General features: G+C 39.5%; 13 protein-coding genes and 1 pseudogene. 13 read left to right on the top strand and 1 reads right to left on the bottom strand.

Annotated elements, in window-relative coordinates; translation table 11 throughout:
• Window positions 1–15 precede the first annotated feature (15 nt).
• From MM236_RS12740 to MM236_RS12725, 4 genes are all read left to right on the top strand, one after another.
• On the top strand, window positions 16–1,368 hold the full coding sequence (locus tag MM236_RS12740) for a fasciclin domain-containing protein (RefSeq protein WP_241275362.1): 1,353 nt from the start codon (window positions 16–18) through the stop codon (window positions 1,366–1,368).
• Window positions 1,369–1,384: 16 nt separating this feature from the next.
• Entirely contained in the window at window positions 1,385–4,570 is a 3,186-nt protein-coding gene (locus MM236_RS12735) for a SusC/RagA family TonB-linked outer membrane protein (protein ID WP_241275361.1), read from the top strand.
• Window positions 4,570–6,435 carry a RagB/SusD family nutrient uptake outer membrane protein gene (locus tag MM236_RS12730; RefSeq protein ID WP_241275360.1) on the top strand — a complete coding sequence of 622 codons (1,866 nt, stop codon included), beginning with the start codon at window positions 4,570–4,572 and terminating at the stop codon, window positions 6,433–6,435. The genes MM236_RS12735 and MM236_RS12730 overlap by 1 nt, the downstream gene beginning before the upstream one ends.
• Before the next feature lie 106 nt (window positions 6,436–6,541).
• On the top strand, window positions 6,542–8,425 hold the full coding sequence (locus MM236_RS12725) for a rhamnogalacturonan lyase (protein WP_305037099.1): 1,884 nt from the start codon (window positions 6,542–6,544) through the stop codon (window positions 8,423–8,425).
• A gap of 457 nt (window positions 8,426–8,882) precedes the next feature.
• On the opposite strand, the gene MM236_RS12720 is transcribed toward MM236_RS12725, so the two are convergent.
• Window positions 8,883–9,059: a hypothetical protein gene (locus MM236_RS12720; protein WP_241275359.1), complete on the bottom strand. Its 177-nt coding sequence runs from the start codon at window positions 9,057–9,059 to the stop codon at window positions 8,883–8,885.
• A 252-nt stretch (window positions 9,060–9,311) separates the two neighbouring features.
• On the opposite strand from MM236_RS12720, the gene MM236_RS12715 reads away from it, so the two are divergent.
• From MM236_RS12715 to MM236_RS12675, 9 genes and pseudogenes are all read left to right on the top strand, one after another.
• On the top strand, window positions 9,312–9,998 hold the full coding sequence (locus MM236_RS12715) for a DUF6250 domain-containing protein (protein ID WP_241275358.1): 687 nt from the start codon (window positions 9,312–9,314) through the stop codon (window positions 9,996–9,998).
• A gap of 109 nt (window positions 9,999–10,107) precedes the next feature.
• Window positions 10,108–12,822 carry an exo-rhamnogalacturonan lyase family protein gene (locus MM236_RS12710; protein ID WP_241275357.1) on the top strand — a complete coding sequence of 905 codons (2,715 nt, stop codon included), beginning with the start codon at window positions 10,108–10,110 and terminating at the stop codon, window positions 12,820–12,822.
• A gap of 561 nt (window positions 12,823–13,383) precedes the next feature.
• Window positions 13,384–14,022: a DUF6577 family protein gene (locus MM236_RS12705; protein ID WP_241275356.1), complete on the top strand. Its 639-nt coding sequence runs from the start codon at window positions 13,384–13,386 to the stop codon at window positions 14,020–14,022.
• A 20-nt stretch (window positions 14,023–14,042) separates the two neighbouring features.
• Window positions 14,043–15,116: a nucleotidyl transferase AbiEii/AbiGii toxin family protein gene (locus MM236_RS12700; protein ID WP_241275355.1), complete on the top strand. Its 1,074-nt coding sequence runs from the start codon at window positions 14,043–14,045 to the stop codon at window positions 15,114–15,116.
• Between the two features lie 478 nt (window positions 15,117–15,594).
• Window positions 15,595–16,329, top strand: coding sequence for a DUF6438 domain-containing protein (locus MM236_RS12695; RefSeq protein WP_241275354.1), 735 nt, complete (start codon window positions 15,595–15,597; stop codon window positions 16,327–16,329).
• A gap of 194 nt (window positions 16,330–16,523) precedes the next feature.
• Window positions 16,524–16,856 carry a type II toxin-antitoxin system RelE/ParE family toxin gene (locus MM236_RS12690; RefSeq protein ID WP_188438939.1) on the top strand — a complete coding sequence of 111 codons (333 nt, stop codon included), beginning with the start codon at window positions 16,524–16,526 and terminating at the stop codon, window positions 16,854–16,856.
• Window positions 16,857–16,881: 25 nt separating this feature from the next.
• Window positions 16,882–17,193: a helix-turn-helix domain-containing protein gene (locus tag MM236_RS12685; protein ID WP_241275415.1), complete on the top strand. Its 312-nt coding sequence runs from the start codon at window positions 16,882–16,884 to the stop codon at window positions 17,191–17,193.
• Window positions 17,194–17,384: 191 nt separating this feature from the next.
• Window positions 17,385–17,681 (top strand): annotated as a pseudogene (locus MM236_RS12680) (Fic family protein); the annotation flags it as partial.
• 185 nt (window positions 17,682–17,866) lie between these two features.
• Entirely contained in the window at window positions 17,867–18,634 is a 768-nt protein-coding gene (locus MM236_RS12675; RefSeq protein WP_241275352.1) for a hypothetical protein, read from the top strand.
• Window positions 18,635–18,730: the final 96 nt, after the last annotated feature.

The following is an 18,730-nucleotide window of genomic DNA, read 5'->3' as shown; positions in this document are numbered from 1 at the left end:
TGTAAACTGAATGTTATGAACAAAATATTTATATATGCTATCATTTTGATTTTCTTCGGGGCATGTTCTGACCCTTGGGATGATCGATACCAAACTGGAAATGACAGCGACAAAGCTCTGGTTCAGCTCTTGGAAAATGATCCTGAACTTACAGATTTTGCTGAGTTGCTCCGAACTTCTGGAGTAGCGGCTGAGATTACAGGAAACAAATCTTACACCATTTGGGCACCTACCAACACTGCTTTGCAGGCATTGCCAGCTTCTATTAGAAATAATTCCGAAGCTTTGAAAAGTTTTGTACGCAATCACATTGGCTTCCTTGAGAGTTTTTCCAGTGAGGCTACTGAGCCACTGAGAATCAAAATGCTCAATGGCAAAACCAATACATTTGATGGAAACTCCTTTCAGTCTTCTAATGCCTCAGTGAATTTGACTACAAAAGATATTCTTGCCAAAAACGGAGTGATTCACAAAGTCAACGGAATCCTTGAACCCAAAGAAAATATTTGGGAAATCATGCAGCAAGAAGCATCAAATGCTACCAATAGCTACATCCTGAACATGCTCGATATCAACCCAATCACAAATGTGAGTACCAATTACTTCCAAACAGAAATAGTTGATTTGAGCAATGAAGATTCGGTATATACTTACATCATGCTTACTGATGCAGCTTTTGAAAATTTCAAAGAAGAGCTAAAAGTATATTATAAGGATACCCTTCCCGAAGGTGAAATCTTGAAGGCTTATACACTCGGAGTTGCCAAAGATTTAGCGCTGAAAGGTGCTCAATATGATGAACTTCCTTCTAAGTTGCTATCCGTAGATAGTGTGGAAGTTTATTTTGATCAGGCAAACGTAGTTGAGCAGATCAATGCCAGCAACGGGGTGATTTATGTGATGGATAAATTTGACTTTAAGCTTTCTGACAAAATCCCAAATATCATCATAGAGGGGGAGGATTTCGATGCTGTAAGTGGAAGTAGGGATCGAGTGAGTATTAGACCTAGAAGCTGGGCCTCAGGTGGAAGAGATGTATTAGTAAGAGGTCATGGAACGGCAAGTTTTCACCTAACCTATCACGTACCAAATGCCAATTCTGTAAAATATAACGTCTATTGGAGGGCTGTCAACGATGATTACATTCCAAGAGACAACGAGCAGAGAATTGCTATCAATGAAGTCACAAATGGAACTTTTGGCTATCAATGGGTTGTCAGAAACACATTTGAAGAGGTATTCGTCGGTGAGTATGAAGTCGATAGTTATGGCAATCTAAAATTGCTCTTGACATCAGCATCTGTGACTAACAATGATTGGAATACAATGGTGCTGGATTACATAAGACTTGAACCTGTTTTTGAATAAGCCTAAAATTTAAACCATGACAAAATATACTACATATATAAAATTTGCCTTAGGTCTGCTTCTTTTTGGGCTATTTGCAGGTAATCCTGTCAATGCACAAGATGATCAAGAGGTGGTAGAAGTAAGCGCTCCTACCATAGACCAAGGAGTTTTGGTAAGAGGAAAAATCACATTTGAAAGAAATGGTCAAGCCATAGAAGGTGTCGCTGTTTCATTTGGACAATTTACTTCCACATTTACCAATTCAGAAGGAGCTTTCGAATTGCTAGTTCCTTCTTTGAAAAGCACTATTCAGCTTCGTTGGGATGACAATGTAATCAGAGAGATCCCTGTCAGAGGACAGCAGCAGCTTACCATTATGTTGACAGATGGAGATTTGACAAAAACCGGCTACACTGTCCAACTCCCATACAAAAGGATTTTCGGAAACCATAATACTGAAGCAACTTCTACTGTAAATCTAAGAGATTCTTGGACCATGAATGCAGTTTCTCCAGAAACAGCCCTTCAAGGAGGTGCTGCTGGTGTGAATATGATCAGAAGATCAGGCACATTGGCTATGGGTGCCAATACATTTATCAGAGGGTTATCCAGCTTGAATTCCAATACACAACCACTTGTGGTAGTTGATGGAATGATCTATGACATGAATGAATATGACAACTCTATCATTGATGGATATTTCTCCAATCCACTTTCATTGATTGATATCAAGGATGTATCAGACGTGACATTTATCAAAGATGGAAGCTCAATCTACGGTACAAAAGCTGCGAATGGAGTGATATTGATCACTACTTCAAGGGCAGAAAGCTTGACGACAAAAATTGATTTTCATACCTATGGAGGTGTGAATATGAGTCCGGGCAGACTTCCCGTGATGGATGCTGGAGAATATAGACCGTATTTCTCACAGATGTTGTTGAGTAGTGGATTGACTCCTGGAGAAGCTTTGCTTCATCCTTATATGAATGAAAGACAGGATACCTTGGGTTATTTCAACTACCAAAATGATACTGACTGGCAAGATTTGGTAATGAATTCATCTTTTGATCAAAACTACTACATCAAAGTATCTGGAGGTGACAACATCGCATCTTATGCACTTTCTCTTGGGCATATTGATAGCAAGGGAGTTATTGGAAATGATGTGTTTTCAAGATCTAGCGTGAGGTTCAATGGTGATTTCAAAATCACTGAGAAACTTTCGGCTGGTACGAATATGTCTTTTGCCTATGCCATTGCCAATCAATACATGTATGGTAGAGGTACCCAAACAGTATCGCCAATTCATACAGCTTTGACAAAATCGCCATTTTTGGCTCCAAATTTAATAGCAGCTGATGGAGTTATTTCTCCAAATATTTCTGATGTGGATGAGTTTGGAAAAACAAATCCAATGGCGATCTACAATAATATGCAAGGCCAAAATAGAAGGTTTAGATTCTTTGGATCTTTCAATGCCAAGTATGAATTTAATGATAACTTGAATATCACTTCACTTTATGGATTGACTTTGGACCAAGTTCGTGAATCATTTTTTGTTCCAAATTTGGGTGTTGAGGAATTGGTTACTCCAAATGCATTGATTACCAATAGAATGGGTGGTCAAGTACAAAGGCTGACTTCTAATTACAGCGATACCAGGTTGAACTATGACAAAATCTTCAATTACAACCACAATTTAAATGTAGGGCTTGGTTTTAGATACCAAAGCAACAATATCGAAGAAGATCGAGGCCTTGCATTCAATTCAGGAACTGATGACTTGATTACATTGGAATCAGGAGTCCTTAATTTGAACAGGGCTTCTGGTGCTGCTGGAGACTGGGTTTGGATGAGTTACTATGCCAATGCCAATTACAATTACATGAGCAAGTATTTCTTGAATGCTGTTGTGGCAGTGGATGGTTCTTCCAGAATCGGAAAGGAAGCTCAGGAAGGGATATCTCTGTTTGGTCATAAGTTCGGTGTTTTTCCATCTGTCAGTGGAGCATGGTTGATCTCCTCAGAAGAATTTATGAGCAATTCAGCACTTGATCTTTTGAAGTTGAGAGCAAGTTTTGGAATAACCGGAAATGATGGGATCGGAAATTATGGTTCATTCCAAGTTTATGGAGGAAGTAACCTTTTGGGTATGCAAGGTTTGGTGAGATCCAATTTGGCAAATCCCGAAATTCAATGGGAAACCAACCAGAAAACCAACATTGGAGTTGACATCGCTACTTTCAATCAAAAGCTTTCTTTTAGCCTTGATTTCTATCAAAACAACATTTCAAACATGCTGACTTTTCAGCCGCTCAATGCAGCGACTGGCTTGGACTTCTACTTGATCAACTCAGGAGCTATGAACAACAAAGGAATTGACTTTGCAATCAATTCAAGAGTTTGGGATAGGGAATTCAAGGTGGATCTTGGTTTGACTTTGGGCAGGTATATCAATGAAGTCACTGCTTTGCCTTATGATCAGCGATTGACGCCTGTTGGAAGTGGAGAAGTGATTACGACTGAAGGGCAAGCAGCTGCGATGTTTTATGGATATAAGACAGAGGGAGTTTTCAGTACTTCCGCTGAAGCAAGTGCTTCTGGATTGCAGACAAGAGCTGCAGATGGGACTTTGATGCCTTTCAGGGCTGGTGACGTGAGGTTTGTAGATGTCAATGGAGATGGTATCATAGATGCAAATGATAAGCAAATTATTGGCAATCCTAATCCAGACCTTTTTGGGATGTTCAGCCTGAATGCTGCTTACAAGCGATTTACTTTTGATGCAGCATTCACTTTCTCTGTAGGAAATGATATTTACAATTATCAGAGACATCAATTGGAATCAATGACAAATTTCGACAACCAATTGATCTCTGTGAACAACAGATGGAGAAATGAAGGTCAGATCACAGATATGCCTAGAATGTCCTTCGGTGATCCTTATGGCAATAGTAGATTCTCAGACAGATGGATAGAGGATGGTTCTTACTTGAGGCTAAAAGCTATCAATATCACCTACAATATTCCTATCGATGGAAAAATGGTGAAAAACTTGACAATCTATGGCTCTGGACAGAACCTGTTCACTTTGACAAATTACCTTGGTTATGACCCTGAGTTTAGTGCCACCAGGAGTGTATTTGGTCAAGGCGTTGATTATGGGTTGATGCCAACTTTCAGCAGTGTTTTGCTTGGACTTAAAATTGGCTTGTAATGATGAAAAATTTTAGAATTAAACTAGACAATAAGCTGATGAAAAATTTACAGATGATTTCAACATCAGGATTTAACAAAGGAATTTCTACATTGACCAACTCTATCAAAAATCTCTCTATAGCCTGTGCTATTGGTTTTGGGGTAATGGCATGTGGTGATATGCTTGAGGTAGAACCAAAGCTGGAACTTGATAAGGATCGGTATTACCAAAATGAATTTGATGCAGATGTAGCTGTGATTGGTATTTACGGACAATTGATGCAGCTTGCTGAGCAATATGTAATACTCAACGAACTCCGTGCAGACCTGATGGAGCCTACCATGAATGCAGATGCTGAATTGGTTGCAATCAGCACTCACAGTGTTCGGGCTACTGACAATAATAAATACGCAGACCCAAAACCATTCTACAGAGTTATCCTAAACTGTAATGACGCAATCCAGGGTCTTGGAATTATGCGGGAGGAAAATAGAATCGATGCTGGAGAATATGAACAAAGAGTTTCTGATATCATAGCTGTCAGATCTTGGGTTTATCTCCAATTGGGGATTCATTTTGGAACTGTACCCTATGTTACCTCTGCGATCGAATCAATCAAAGATGTGAACAATCAATCTTTGTTTCCTAGACTTCAATTGGATGCTTTGTTGGATCAATTGATCAATACTATGGAGGCATTGCCTTATTTGGATGTGTATCCAAATAATATAGATCTTACTGCAGGGACTGATGGAATTTCTACTTCCAAATTCTTTATCAATAAACGCATGCTTTTGGGTGATCTGAATCTATGGAAAGGAAATTATGAAAGAGCAGCAGAAAACTATAAGGCAGTTTTGGAAACATCAACTCCGCTTGGTGGTGGTGCAGGAAATGTATATTATGATAATTACAGGATTTCTTGGCAAAGTAACTCTCTACATTCAGTACAGTACACAAGAGCGGATGATATCAATACGCTGGTAAACAACAACAACAACGGTTGGAGATCAATATTCGCAAGAAATATAGATAATGGTTATAATTTCGAATGGATTTGGGCAATGCACTTTGATAGCCAATTTGCACCAAACTATCCATTCATAAGACTATTTGCCAATGAAGGTGTCGGAGAATACAAAATCCGACCTTCTGTGGCAGTGATAGATGCTTGGGAAAGCCAAGTTCAAAGCAACAGGTTTGAGTTTGACTCAAGAGGTATATTGTCTACTAAAAACTATGGAACAGAATATCCTGAAGTAGGGAAATATACTTTCAACTACAATGGGCTTACTGCACCACTAACTCAAAATGGAAGATGGTTTCTCGAAAGAGCTGCTTCTCTTCATTTGAAATATGCTGAAGCAACCAATAGAGGGAGTTTGCCTGGACTTAGCAGACTTGCTAGAGCTTTTGTGAACAATGGCGTACACGTAGAATACACTCCTGAAGGATTCAACAAAAACCTGATGGATGCTACTGAAGTGATGAATACACTCTTTTTTCCTGATGCCTATGCATTCGACGCAAGAGAAAGTCAGTTTCCTTTCCTCCGTGGACCATGGTATAGACATATTGGAATCAGGACAAGGGCAAACCTTCCTACCATCGCCCTTCCGGAAGATTTGTCCACTGAGGAAGAAAAGATCTGGACAGAGGACTTGATTCTACAGGAATCAGCCCTGGAATTGGCTTTTGAAGGACATAGATGGCCTCAACTTTTGAGAACAGCTATAAGAAGAGATCCTTCTGTGTTGGCAGATAGGGTATTTGATAAATTATCAAATTCAACAAATCCAGTAGATAGAAGTAGGGCTGCTGCTGTCAGAACAAAATTACTTGCAGGTGATTGGTTCTTACCTTACAACTGGGATACCAATTAATTTATTTGGGTTAATACACAGGGGAGATGGCTTATTTTATGCCATTTCCCTTTTTTATTCAATACAAAAACATTTGAACACTAAGGGTCAAAAAAAAACACATTACATGATACAATTCAAAAAATCCAAAATATTTACCAACTTAATTATTTTCCTCGCCATTCCTTTTTTCACCATTGCCCAACAAAGGCAAATGGAACACCTCGACAGAGGCTTGGTAGCCATTCAATCGCAAGAGGGTATTTTTGTCAGTTGGAGACAGTTGGGAACAGAAGCGGGAGACATCGCCTTCAATCTCTACAGAATTGAAAATGATGGTGAACCCATAAAAGTCAATAACAACCCAATTACCGATAGTAACAATTTTTTGGATAGCTCAGCCGATCCGATTCAAGACAACAGCTATTATGTCACAACCATCATCGATGGCGAAGAAACAAAACAAGGTGAAGCCTACAATGCATGGGACAAACCTTATCTTTCCATACCATTGAGGACTCCAGATGGTTACCATGCAAATGATGCTTCTGTGGGGGATTTGACAGGTGATGGCAAATATGAAATTGTTGTACACATGGTAGGTGTCGGCAAAGACAATTCCCAAAAAGGAATCACAACAGACCCTATTTTACAAGCATACACCTTGGAAGGAAAATTCCTTTGGGAGATCAACTTGGGGAAAAATATCAGGGAAGGTGCGCATTACACCCAATTTATGGTCTATGATCTAGATGGTGATGGGCGTGCTGAGATCGCCTGCAAAACTGCTGACGGCACCGAAGATAGTCAAGGAAAAATCATTGGTGATGCAAATGCTGACCATAGAAATGAGGACGGCTATATCCTCATAGGTCCTGAGTTTTTTACCGTTTTTGATGGACTGACAGGTGCGGCTTTAGCCACTACAGATTACATTCCAAGTAGACATCCTACGATCACAGATCCAAGTGCAGATGAAATGAAGGAGATTTGGGGAGATGGCTATGGGAACAGAATTGATAGATTTTTGGCTGGTATAGCCTACTTGGATGGAGAAAAACCAAGCTTGATTCTTAGTAGGGGATATTATACCAGAACAGTGATTTCTGCCTGGAATTGGAGAGATGGTGAGTTGAGCGAAGTATGGACATTTGATAGTCATGATGGAAATGAAGAAAATAGAAAATATGCGGGTCAAGGTTATCACAGCTTGTCTGTTGGTGATGTTGATGGTGATGGAAAAGATGAAATAGTATTTGGCTCCATGGTCATTGACAATGACGGAAAAGGACTTTACAGTTCTAGATTGGGCCATGGTGATGCGATGCATCTGTCAAATATAGATCCAGATAGACCTGGAATGGAAGTATTTGGAATCCACGAGCGGGCAAGGCATCCACATGCAGCAAATCTCAGAGATGCATTGACAGGAGAAGTAATCTGGTCATATCCATCGGCTGATGTCGGAAGGGGAATAGCTATCGACATAGATCCAAGACATCGTGGATTTGAAAGTTGGGCTTCTGGGGAAGGGCTCAGCGGTCTTTGGAATGTAAAAGGAGAAGTCATTTCAGACAAAAAGCCATCCACTGCAAATATGGCGATTTGGTGGGACGGAGATTTACTTCGTGAATTGTTGGACGGTGTCAACATCGATAAGTGGGATTGGGAAAATAGCAAAACCAACAGGATGCTAGCTGGAGCAGATTATCAAGTGGTGCGTAACAATGGTACCAAATCCAATCCGAATCTTTCTGCAGATATTTTTGGGGATTGGAGGGAAGAGTTGATTACAAGAACTGAAGATGGCAAGGAATTAAGGATATTTTCCACAACCATTCCTACAAAACATCGAATCTACACCTTGATGCACAATCCTCATTACCGCCTAAGTGTCGCTTGGCAAAATGTAGCTTACAACCAACCACCACACACAGACTATTACTTTGGCCACGACATGGAAATGCCAAAACTACCAACTATCCGCACGATCAAGTATCAGGGGAAGTGAGGTTAGATGGGAGATTTGAGAAGTGAGATATGAGACATGAGACATGAGATTTGAGACGTGACACAATGCCCTGAAAGGGCAATTGAATAGCTAAAGAAAATAAAGAGAAATCTATAAATAAAGTGTCAAATAATTTCAAGACGCGACAAAGACATGAGACACAAAATTCTATTCAGAAAACACAAGCCTGAAAAGCCTCTCCCGTGCCGGTAACTATCGGCACGGGAGCTTCAACATTTCAGTATCTTGTCCGCCGTGGCGGAGCCCTCGGTGAAACCGGGGGATGAAAATATAATTAAAGCATCCCACGACCCTTGTCACATCCTGAAAATACTTTACACTTTTTTCTATTGATTATAGAAGTTCAACCCTGTCTGACGCCAGGCAGGCCACTTCGGGGTTGTTGTCTCCTGTATCATCATTAATCCCCGGGTTGCGACCCGGGGCTATTTAAAGTTTAACCCTTTCTGACGCCAGGCAGGCCCATTGGAGTTAATGCCTTTTGCCAGTTTCCAACCTCCAACCTACCAATTCCCCAATCTTCCAATCCACCAATCCTCCAATTTCCCAATTTCCCAATTTTCCAATCTTCCAATCTTCCAATCTTATAATCTTCCAATCTTCCCCCACCCATGACACCACAGGAGACTTTTTGGAAAAGTAAAATGTAATTTCCAATTACAATTAGAAGAACCCCAAAAGTCTAACTCATACTAATAATTGTCGCTATATGACAGTGAATAAAAGGGCAGAAAGAAGAATGTACAAAACTAAATCAGACTCTCAAAATAAGGAACCTCGTAATTTTCCAACCTTCCAATCTTCAAATTTTTCAACAAGCCACGGCAGACAAATTCTTCCAATTTTCCCAATCTTTCCATTTTTCATGATCTTTCTCCTTTTATTTTCCTGCGAAAATTCGAAAAAAGAAGATGACGAAAAAGAAGTAGTCTCTAATCAAGAAGCAGGCATCATATTCGAGAGCAATTTCTCTCAACCCTTAGACCTCAAGACTTGGAAAGTAGAAATGGATTCTACTCCCCAATCGGAGGTATTTACAGAAGATGGAAAGCTGATTATGGACACAGAAGGAGGCGTGACTGTTTGGTTGGATTTGGAATTGGAAGGGAATTATGAAATCAGCTATAAAAGAAATGTTGTGTTGGATTCTGGAAGAAATGATCGACTCTCGGACCTAAACCAGTTTTGGGCAGCAAGTGATCCTACTCAGATAGGGATGTTCAACAGATCTGGAAAATTCGAATCCTACGATGACATGCATTTGTACTACGTGGGTTTTGGTGGAAATTACAATTCTACTACCAGATTTCGGAAATACTACCAAGGAGAAAAACCTGTTCTTGGGGAGTTTTTGGAAGCTCCTTACCTACTTGAAGCCAATCGTGATTACCAAATCAAAACCATCTGCAAGGATGGAAAAGTTAGCTTTTGGGTAGATGAGATCTTGTTTTTCGAATATGAAGACCCAGAGCTATTGGAAAAGGGATACTTTGGATTCCGATCTACATGGTCAAGACATGAAATAAGTGATTTGGTTGTCCGTAAACTTTAACCTACCATTTAAAACCTGACAGGTTTGATGACCAGAAATGTATTAAAAACGAATGCGGATCTGTAAAAAACCTGTGAGGTTTCCGTCCTCAAAATTAACCTCAGACACTATGAAAAATAAACCGAAAATATCCAGAAGATCCTTTGTAAAAGCATCTACAGCCCTTACTGGCGGAGCATACTTGCTTTCCCCGATGATGGCAAATGCCCATTTTTTCCAAAGAAATAATGACAGCGTGCAACTCGCTTGGTTGGGAAATACCGCACCAAAGTACAATCAAGGTTTCACATGGGGAACTTGCTGGCCTAAGGGAAAAGTCAAGCGAGAATCTAGCTTTGACTTGGTTTCTTCTGAGAGGGAAGAGATTCCCGTTCAAAGTTGGCCATTGGCATATTGGCCGGATGGTTCGCTGAAGTGGACAGGGCATGCAGTTCCTGCGATAGAGCTTAGCCATACAGCTTTCCAACTATCACCTACCAGCAAAGCAAAATCGCTGCAAGGGATGAAAGTCGAAGAATCAGATACGACAATCAAGATCGATACAGGTGACTTACTGTACACCATTCCCAAATCTGGCAATCAAATCATCAGTAGCATCCAAAAAGGAGAAAGAAGCCTTGCTAAAAATGGGCGATTGGTGGTTTTGCATCAAAATGTCTCTGACGAAGATGCTGCCGATCAAATCATGAAAACTAATTTTCAGGGAAATATCTCCAAAATTTCCCTTGAGCAAAAAGGTGCACTTCGAAGTGTGGTCAAGATAGAAGGTTCACACCGTTCTGATTCTGGAAGGGATTTTATCAGCTACGTGGTCAGATTGTACTTTTACCATCAAGCCGCTTCCTTCAAAATGGTGCATACCATTATTTTTGACGGAGAAGAAGAGACTGATTTTATCAAAGGCATTGGGGTGAAATTCGACGTGCCCATGAAGGATGAATTGCATGATAGGCATATTCGGTTTGCGGGGCAGGATGATGGGATTTTTAGCGAGGCTGTAAGAGGACTTACAGGCCTGAGGAGAGATCCAGGAAAAGTCATCATTGGGGCGCAGCTTGCAGGAGAAAAGACGCCTGCAATCAGCGAATTTCCAGCAAATGTCTCCAAAAACATCAACTACATCCCAGCTTTTGGCGACTACACACTCTTTCAAGGGGATGCAGATTCATTTTCCATCAGAAAAAGAACCGCCGAAGGACACTCTTGGTTGAATTCTGCCCACGGTAAGCGTGCCAGAGGATTGGTAGCAGTAGGTGGGCCAAGCGGAAGTTTTGCCTTTGGCGTAAGGAATTTTTGGGAAAGTTTTCCCGGACAGTTGGACATCAAAAATGCCCATACCGATACAGCCGAAGTGACAGCTTGGCTTTGGGCGCCAAACTCCCCTGCCATGGATTTGCGCTTCTACCACGATGGCATGGGACAAGACACCTATCCAAAGCAGTTGGATGCTCTGGATATCACTTATGAAGATTACGAACCAGGATTTGGCACAGCCAAAGGAGTGGCAAGAACCTCAGAGTTGAATTTCTGGACATTGGATGCTACACCAAGCCACAGCCAGTTCAACGACATGTGTACTTATCTCGAAGAGCCGCCATTGCTGACAGCAGATTCAGAATACATGCTTCAGGTTGGTGTTTTTGGTGGATTGTGGTACACAGACAAGCTCCAAAGCGATCGCGCCAAGGAATTCAATGAGCAACTTGACTGGTATTTCGACTTTTACCAAAAGCAGGTCAAGGAACACAAATGGTACGGATTCTGGGATTTTGGGGACTTTATGCACACTTACGATACCGATAGACATATGTGGAGGTATGACGTAGGTGGCTTTGCATGGGACAATTCAGAACTGTCCACGGACCTTTGGCTTTGGTATTATTACTTGAAAACAGGCAAGAAAGAAGCCTTCCGTGTAGCAGAAGCCATGACCCGACATACAGGAGAAGTTGATGTACACCATTCTGGGCCTTTTGCTCCGCTCGGAAGTAGGCACAATGTGATGCATTGGGGATGTAGTGCCAAGCAGCTTCGAATCAGCACCGCTGCCAACAGAAGATTTTTCTACTACCTTACCGCAGACGAGCGCACAGGCGACCTGATGCGAGAGCAAGTCAATGCCGCAGAAGCACTTCTCAAAGTCGTACCGATCAGAAAAGTAGCACCCAAAGAAACCTGGGGAACAGACGATCCAAACAGGGTTTATCTGGGTTTCGGTACAGACTGGGGTTCTGTAGCCGCCGCTTGGCTTACCGAATGGGAAAGAACAGAGGACAAAGAAATCCGCGAAAAACTCCTCAACAGCATGCGCTCCATCGGCAACCAACCCAAAGGTTTCTACTCCATGGGAAGCCGCATGAACCTACAAACAGGGGAGTTCGAGAAAGTCAAAACCAATAGAGCCTCCGCTTCCCACCTTTCAGCGGTGTTTGGGCTGACCGAGATCGCCATCGAACTCTACGAACTCGTGGACATGAAGTCCTTCAACAAAGCTTGGCTTCAATACTGCGAAATGTACAATGCCAGTCCTGAAGAACAAGAAAATGTCCTTGGCAACAGGCTTGGCAAGCTCAACTTGCAACAGGGACATGCGCGTCTGACAGCATTTGTAGCAAAAGAAAAGTCAGATCCCCGCTTGGCAAAACGTGCATGGGAGGAGTTCTACGCAGGAGAAGGTGGCATCCGCAGACATGGAGTCGCCAAAGAAATCTCCGGCCCCGAAGTCCTCACCCCCCGCACCGAAGCCCTAGGCGTCTCCACCAACGCCACAGCCCAATGGGGCTTGGCAGCGATGCACTGCTTGGCGATTTTGGGAGAAAAGTGAGGGGTGAAGTATGAGACTTAAGAAATAAGATTCAAGATGAAAGACCTGAAAGGGCTTATGATCCAAGAATCGGGTCATGACCCGATGTCTAAAAAGATTTCAGTTGAACGTTTGCCCTGAAAGGGCAATTGAATGGCTATCGGAAATAAAGAGAAATTAATAAAAAAAGTGTCAAGTAATTTTAGGACGTGACAGAGATGTGTATGATTATAAACCCCGAAAGGGCCTTTACCGTGCCGCTATCGGCATGGAAGGTTGAATTCCTCTAATCAATAGAAAAAAAAGCCAACCGCATATTTTAGCACATTTGTTTTTTGTCGACGCAACACCCGACTCTAAAGAAAATCAAAAGCGCTAAAAATTCCCTCCCGGACTATACTCTAATTATCGGCAGCAATAACACTTTGATGCCAAAATATAGTTTTGTACATTTGATAAGCTAAATACAGAACTATCGGACAGAACAAACTCTATATTGAAAGCATAAAATGCCAATTCCAATCAGAGATGACATTTTCGAGTGCTGACTTGTTGAAATTCTATCGAACTTTTGAACCAGAAGTGAAAAAAACTACTGTCAACTGGAGGATATACAATCTTGTGCAAGAAGGAATATTGAACAGAGTTGGCAGAGGAAAATTTTCGCTCGGGAAAAGTGATGCTTACATCCCCGAAATATCAAATAAACTAAATTCGGTCTACAAAAAGATAAAGTCAGACTTTCCTTTTTTGACCGTTTGTCTTTGGAATACTTCGCTGCTTAATGAATTTATGCTTCACCAACCTGGAAGATACTACCAACTAATAGAAGTTGATAAGGATGCCGTGGAAAGCGTCTTTTTTTACTTAAAGGACAGAAGCTATTCCGTATTTATGGAACCTTCCGAACAGCTAATTAGGCGTTATATGATTGATGAAAAAGAGCCTTGGATAGTTAAATCACTGGTATCTGAAGCTCCTATTCAACATGTCAATGGCTTTCCTACAGTTACAATAGAAAAATTACTTGTTGATATATTCTGTGATCCCATAATATTTAATGCTCAGCAAGGATCTGAAATGAATCAGATATTTAATGAGGCATTTGAAAAGTACTCAATTAGTGAAAGTAAGATGTTGCGCTATGCTAGTAGAAGAAGGAAAAAAAAGGAATTGGATAATTATTTAAATGAAACTTCTAAATATCGGCAGCATATATGATTTGCTGCCATTAATTTGAAATGATAAGTAAAGACTCATTACATGTTGATTGGATTACCAAAGTATCATCGGCAAACAGAAAGGCTGATAAAATACTGGTGGAGAAAGTTATTAGAGCCCTATTGCTTTTGGAGGGGTTGGTAAAGCAGAATTTGGATTTTGTTTTCAAAGGAGGTACTGCCTTAATGTTAATTCTAGATTCATCAAAAAGGCTTTCCATAGATATTGACATTATTATTGAAAAAGAACCTGAAAATTTGGAGAGAATTTTTAAAGCATTGCTCGAAGAACAAGGCTTTACAAGGCTTGAACTTCAGGAACGTAAGACTTCAACTAGTATTTATAAGGCACACTACAAATTTTTTTACGAACCAAGCCATAAAACTCAGGCTACTGAGGAAAGTATACTCCTAGATATTTTATTCGAAAAAGTAGGGTACACTAAAATTAACAAGGTACCTATCAACTCCAAGTTCATCCTTTCAAAAGGAGACCCTTTCAAAGTAAGAGTCCCTTCTATAGAAGATATACTGGGTGATAAATTAACTGCCTATGCCCCTAATTCAACGGGAATCCCCTATTTCAAGGGCGAGACCAGTATGAGTATGGAAATCATGAAGCAACTATATGACGTAGGAAATCTGGTGGACATTGCTGAAGATGGAGTACTTGTAAAAAAGGCTTTTGGAAATTTTGCAGCAACCGAACTTGCCTATAGAAATCAATCAAGATTGACTGTTGATGATGTTCTAGATGATATTTACCAAACCTCCCTATGTTTAGTAAGCAGGGGTGCCGATGGAAAAGGTCAGTTTGATCTCTTGCAAACAGGGATCCAGCGTGTTTCTAGATTTATTTTCTCAGAGTCATTTCACATTGATAGAGCAATCACTTTTGCCTCAAAGGCTGCATATGTTTCGGCTTTGATCAAAGCCGACAAAGCAGTGATTGAAAAATTTAAGAATCCAGCAATTATGAAAGATTGGGCAATTGGAGAGCCATTTTGGCCAAGATTGAATCGATTGAAAAAATCTAATCCAGAGGCATTCTTCTATTGGTACAAAATATTTGAATTAAATGCAGAAAAGAGCTAATGGGAATATCAACCGTATATGACGCTGATAATAAAACAAATAATGCACTTGAAAAAGCTGCATAATAAGCTGAGTCTTGCTGGGACTTAGAGGCCTTTAAGTAAAAGGGAAAACAAAAGGAAAAAAATCAACTAATTTCATTAACAAAAATCAAAACCCCTCTGGATCCACTGCAACCAACTCAAATATCAGAGCAAACCCAAAGGTCAGCTATCTGTAAACATTCATATCCAAAACAGTAGCAGTCCTATCGAACAAAGTTAGATATCTCTTTCTTTTACCACTATTCTTTTAAGTTAACTCAAAAAAACATCCATATATAGTGAAATATACCAATTACTTGGTATTTTTTGTTTCTGGGGGAATGGGTATGTTTGGGGGTGATTAATATCCGCAACTATTATGCGTGTAGCATGCTGTATGGTATGCTTTGCGCAATTATGGCGTGAAGAGACTCGCTATGGGCAATTAGACGAATATGAAAAATCTATACCTTTTATTTTTTAGCATAATTTTTTTCTCCTGTAATAATGGAAAAGAGGAAGCCATAAAGGTTAATCTAAATGGTATTTGGTATGGTGAGCAAACTATTTTAATTCAAGACTCAGTTATGACAAATCCATTCTGGGATAGTTATGGATTTTTCTATTATTCAATTAGAAATGATACTTTAATAGTTGAAGACCCTGAATTAGAAAGCGTAGGAAAAATAGAATTCATCGATAAAAATCATATTAAAATAATTGACTTTCAACGAGATAATTACATTTTAGAATTTGAAAGGATAACAATAAGTAACCCAAGAAAATTTGATTACCTAAACTTTGAAAGTGGAGATGTTGAAGGGAGATTACCTTTTTTTAATATGCATATTGACAGAAATGGACTCGTGACTTATGAAGGAGAACTTTATTCTGACCTAAAAGGAAAACAAAATTTTCAATTGGATACCTTGATCCTAAATCAACTGAATCAATTATTTGAAATGGTTGATATTTGGAATTATCCCGAAGAAGAATTTTTACCAGTTGCAGGTAGCGGTGAGATGAATTTAACAATAAGATACCCAGAAGGTGAAATAATTAAAATTGACAATGGTCTTTTCGAAGGAAAATATTTTATACTTCAGAAAGTCTTTAATCGATTTGAAAGTCTACTTATAAAGAAAAAAGCCTATAACATCACCTTGGATACAGCGGGCGGTTCAGAGTAAATAGAAAGTTTACTATCTTTAAGAAGGTAGTAGTAGGCTTGAAGTGAACGGCCCCGAATGCCCGCCTGAAGTCAGACAGGCCCGCCGTCTCCAAGCTGATTTCCGATTGCCAGTAATGTGAACAAACCACAAAATGTTTCCATATAATTCAACTTTTTATTATCTTTGTTCTGTATTATGATTTAAAAAACTGAATGGATAAATATTTTGACGTCATTTTTCTTGAACAAGCTCTCGAGTTTTTAGAAAAGTTGGATTTGAAAACAAGACAAAAAATATACTACAATGTTGACAAGGCCAAACTTGGACTTGACCCGAAACTGTTCAAAAAACTGACTGATGAAATTTGGGAGTTCAGGACAAAATATAGCGGACTGCAATATCGACTTTTCGCATTTTGGGACAAAACTGACAAATCTGAAACACTTGTCATTTCAACACATGGAATTGTGAAAAAAGTTGATAAAGTTCCGAAAGCAGATATCGAAAAAGCGGAAAGGATTAGAAAAGAATACTTTGAACAATAAAACTATGGAAACAAAGAATAAAAAAATGAAAATGATGACCCTTGACCAGCTCAAAGACAGGGATATAGGGGAAATAGGAACTCCAGAAAGGGACAAATACGAATTTGACCTGCGAATGGAATTACTTGGAGAAATGATAAAATCCGTGCGGAAAGAAAGGAATTTGACCCAAGAACAACTTGGAGAACTTATAGGTGTCCAAAAATCCCAGATTTCGAAATTAGAACGGAGTACAAAAAATGTTACCATCGAAACGATTTTGAAAGTCTTTAAAGCATTAAAAGCTAACGTTAAGTTCAGTGTAGAAATGAACGAATTGGAATTTAATGTAGCGTGAAAATAAAGACAATACTGGCAACAGCACCTAAGATAACATGGGGCGGTAAGTGGAATCCGAAGGGTTTGTTCCTCGAAGTAATATTATCTAAGGCCGATAGCTAATCGCTTCGAAATGTCCCACGTTTCCAAGCTGATTCACGTTTTGCACTATTCTAAAAAAGAAGAACCTAAGAATATAATGCCAGTAACTATATTAATTCTTTGATGGCTGACTACAAGAAAATTCGAAAGAACAGAAGAAAAGATTTAGCAGAGAAGTTGGCAGAAATTTTAGATAATGTAAATTATTTTCATCCCTTTAGAGAAGGTAACGGACGTGCACAAAGAGAGTTTTTAAGGTTATTGGCCTTGGAAAAAGGATTGATTCTGAACCTAAACCCTCCTGACAATAAAAGTGTGTTTGAAAGATATATGAAAGGAACAATAGAGAGTGATTTAGAAATATTGAAAGAATTGATTTTTGAACTAATTACTTCAAAAAAATGAAAAAGAAAAGTGCATAACATCACCTTGGATACAGCTGCCGGTTCAGAGTAAATATGGAAATCAGTATCTTTAAGGAGTTAGGAATAGGCCTGAAGAGAACGGCCCCGAATGCCCGCCTGAAGTCAGACAGGCCCGCCGTCTCCAAGCTGATTTCCGTTATGCCTCACCCCTAAAAGACGACTCTATTGAAATTAAAATCTGAAATATCAAAGGACAAGAACGGTAAGATAATTTCGATTGAAGAATTTGTATATAATGACCAAGGTCAAATTGTTAGACAAGATTACAAGGACGAAAATGGAAACCGCAACTTTTACAAGGCATTTGAATATGATTTTAAAGGAAACTGCATTCGGACTTTTGAATATTCAGACAATGACGAACTTCAAGTTAGTTTTGAGTACGGTTATGACAAAAATAACAACCAAATTAAAGCCATAGAAATAACCGCTGAAGGACTAATTTGGGATTGGACAGAAATAGTAAATGAACCCAATCAAAATTTAAAATTTTGGCTTGCTAAGGATGAAAACGGAAATGTTGTTCACAAGACAATTGAAAACTTACTTGACGGCTCTGAACAAAGGTTTAATAGTGACAACAAACTCTATGAAATTCATTTAAAAAAGTATGACCAAACAAACCGACTCGTAGAGAAATTAATAACAGACGAAAATGGGAAAGAGAAAGAAAAACACATTTACGAATACCAAGGACAAAAGGAGATTTGGAAATTTATTCTAAATGGTTCGACAGTTAAGACAGAAGAAAGAGTTTATGACGAGAATAAAAATCTAACTCATTATATTAGAAAGGACAACAAAGGGAAATGCTTAGAATGGTATGGGTTTGAGTATGATAAATTTGGTTACAAAATAAAATTTTTTTGGGGACAAGAAGAAGACAAGCCAATTGGATTTAAAACTTTTGAACTTAATTATAACAACAAATGAAAAAAGGGCAAAGGCATAACAGCACATACATACAAGCAGGGATTTCGTGCTTTTATTACAGGGAAGTTCTAAATCCAAGTTCTTTAATTCTTATAA

Origin of the sequence: Belliella calami (assembly GCF_022549695.1) — a bacterium.
Classification (GTDB): Bacteria; Bacteroidota; Bacteroidia; order Cytophagales; family Cyclobacteriaceae; genus Belliella; species Belliella calami.
Note: the sequence above shows the minus strand (reverse complement) of the source record. Positions and strands in the feature narration are given on the sequence as shown.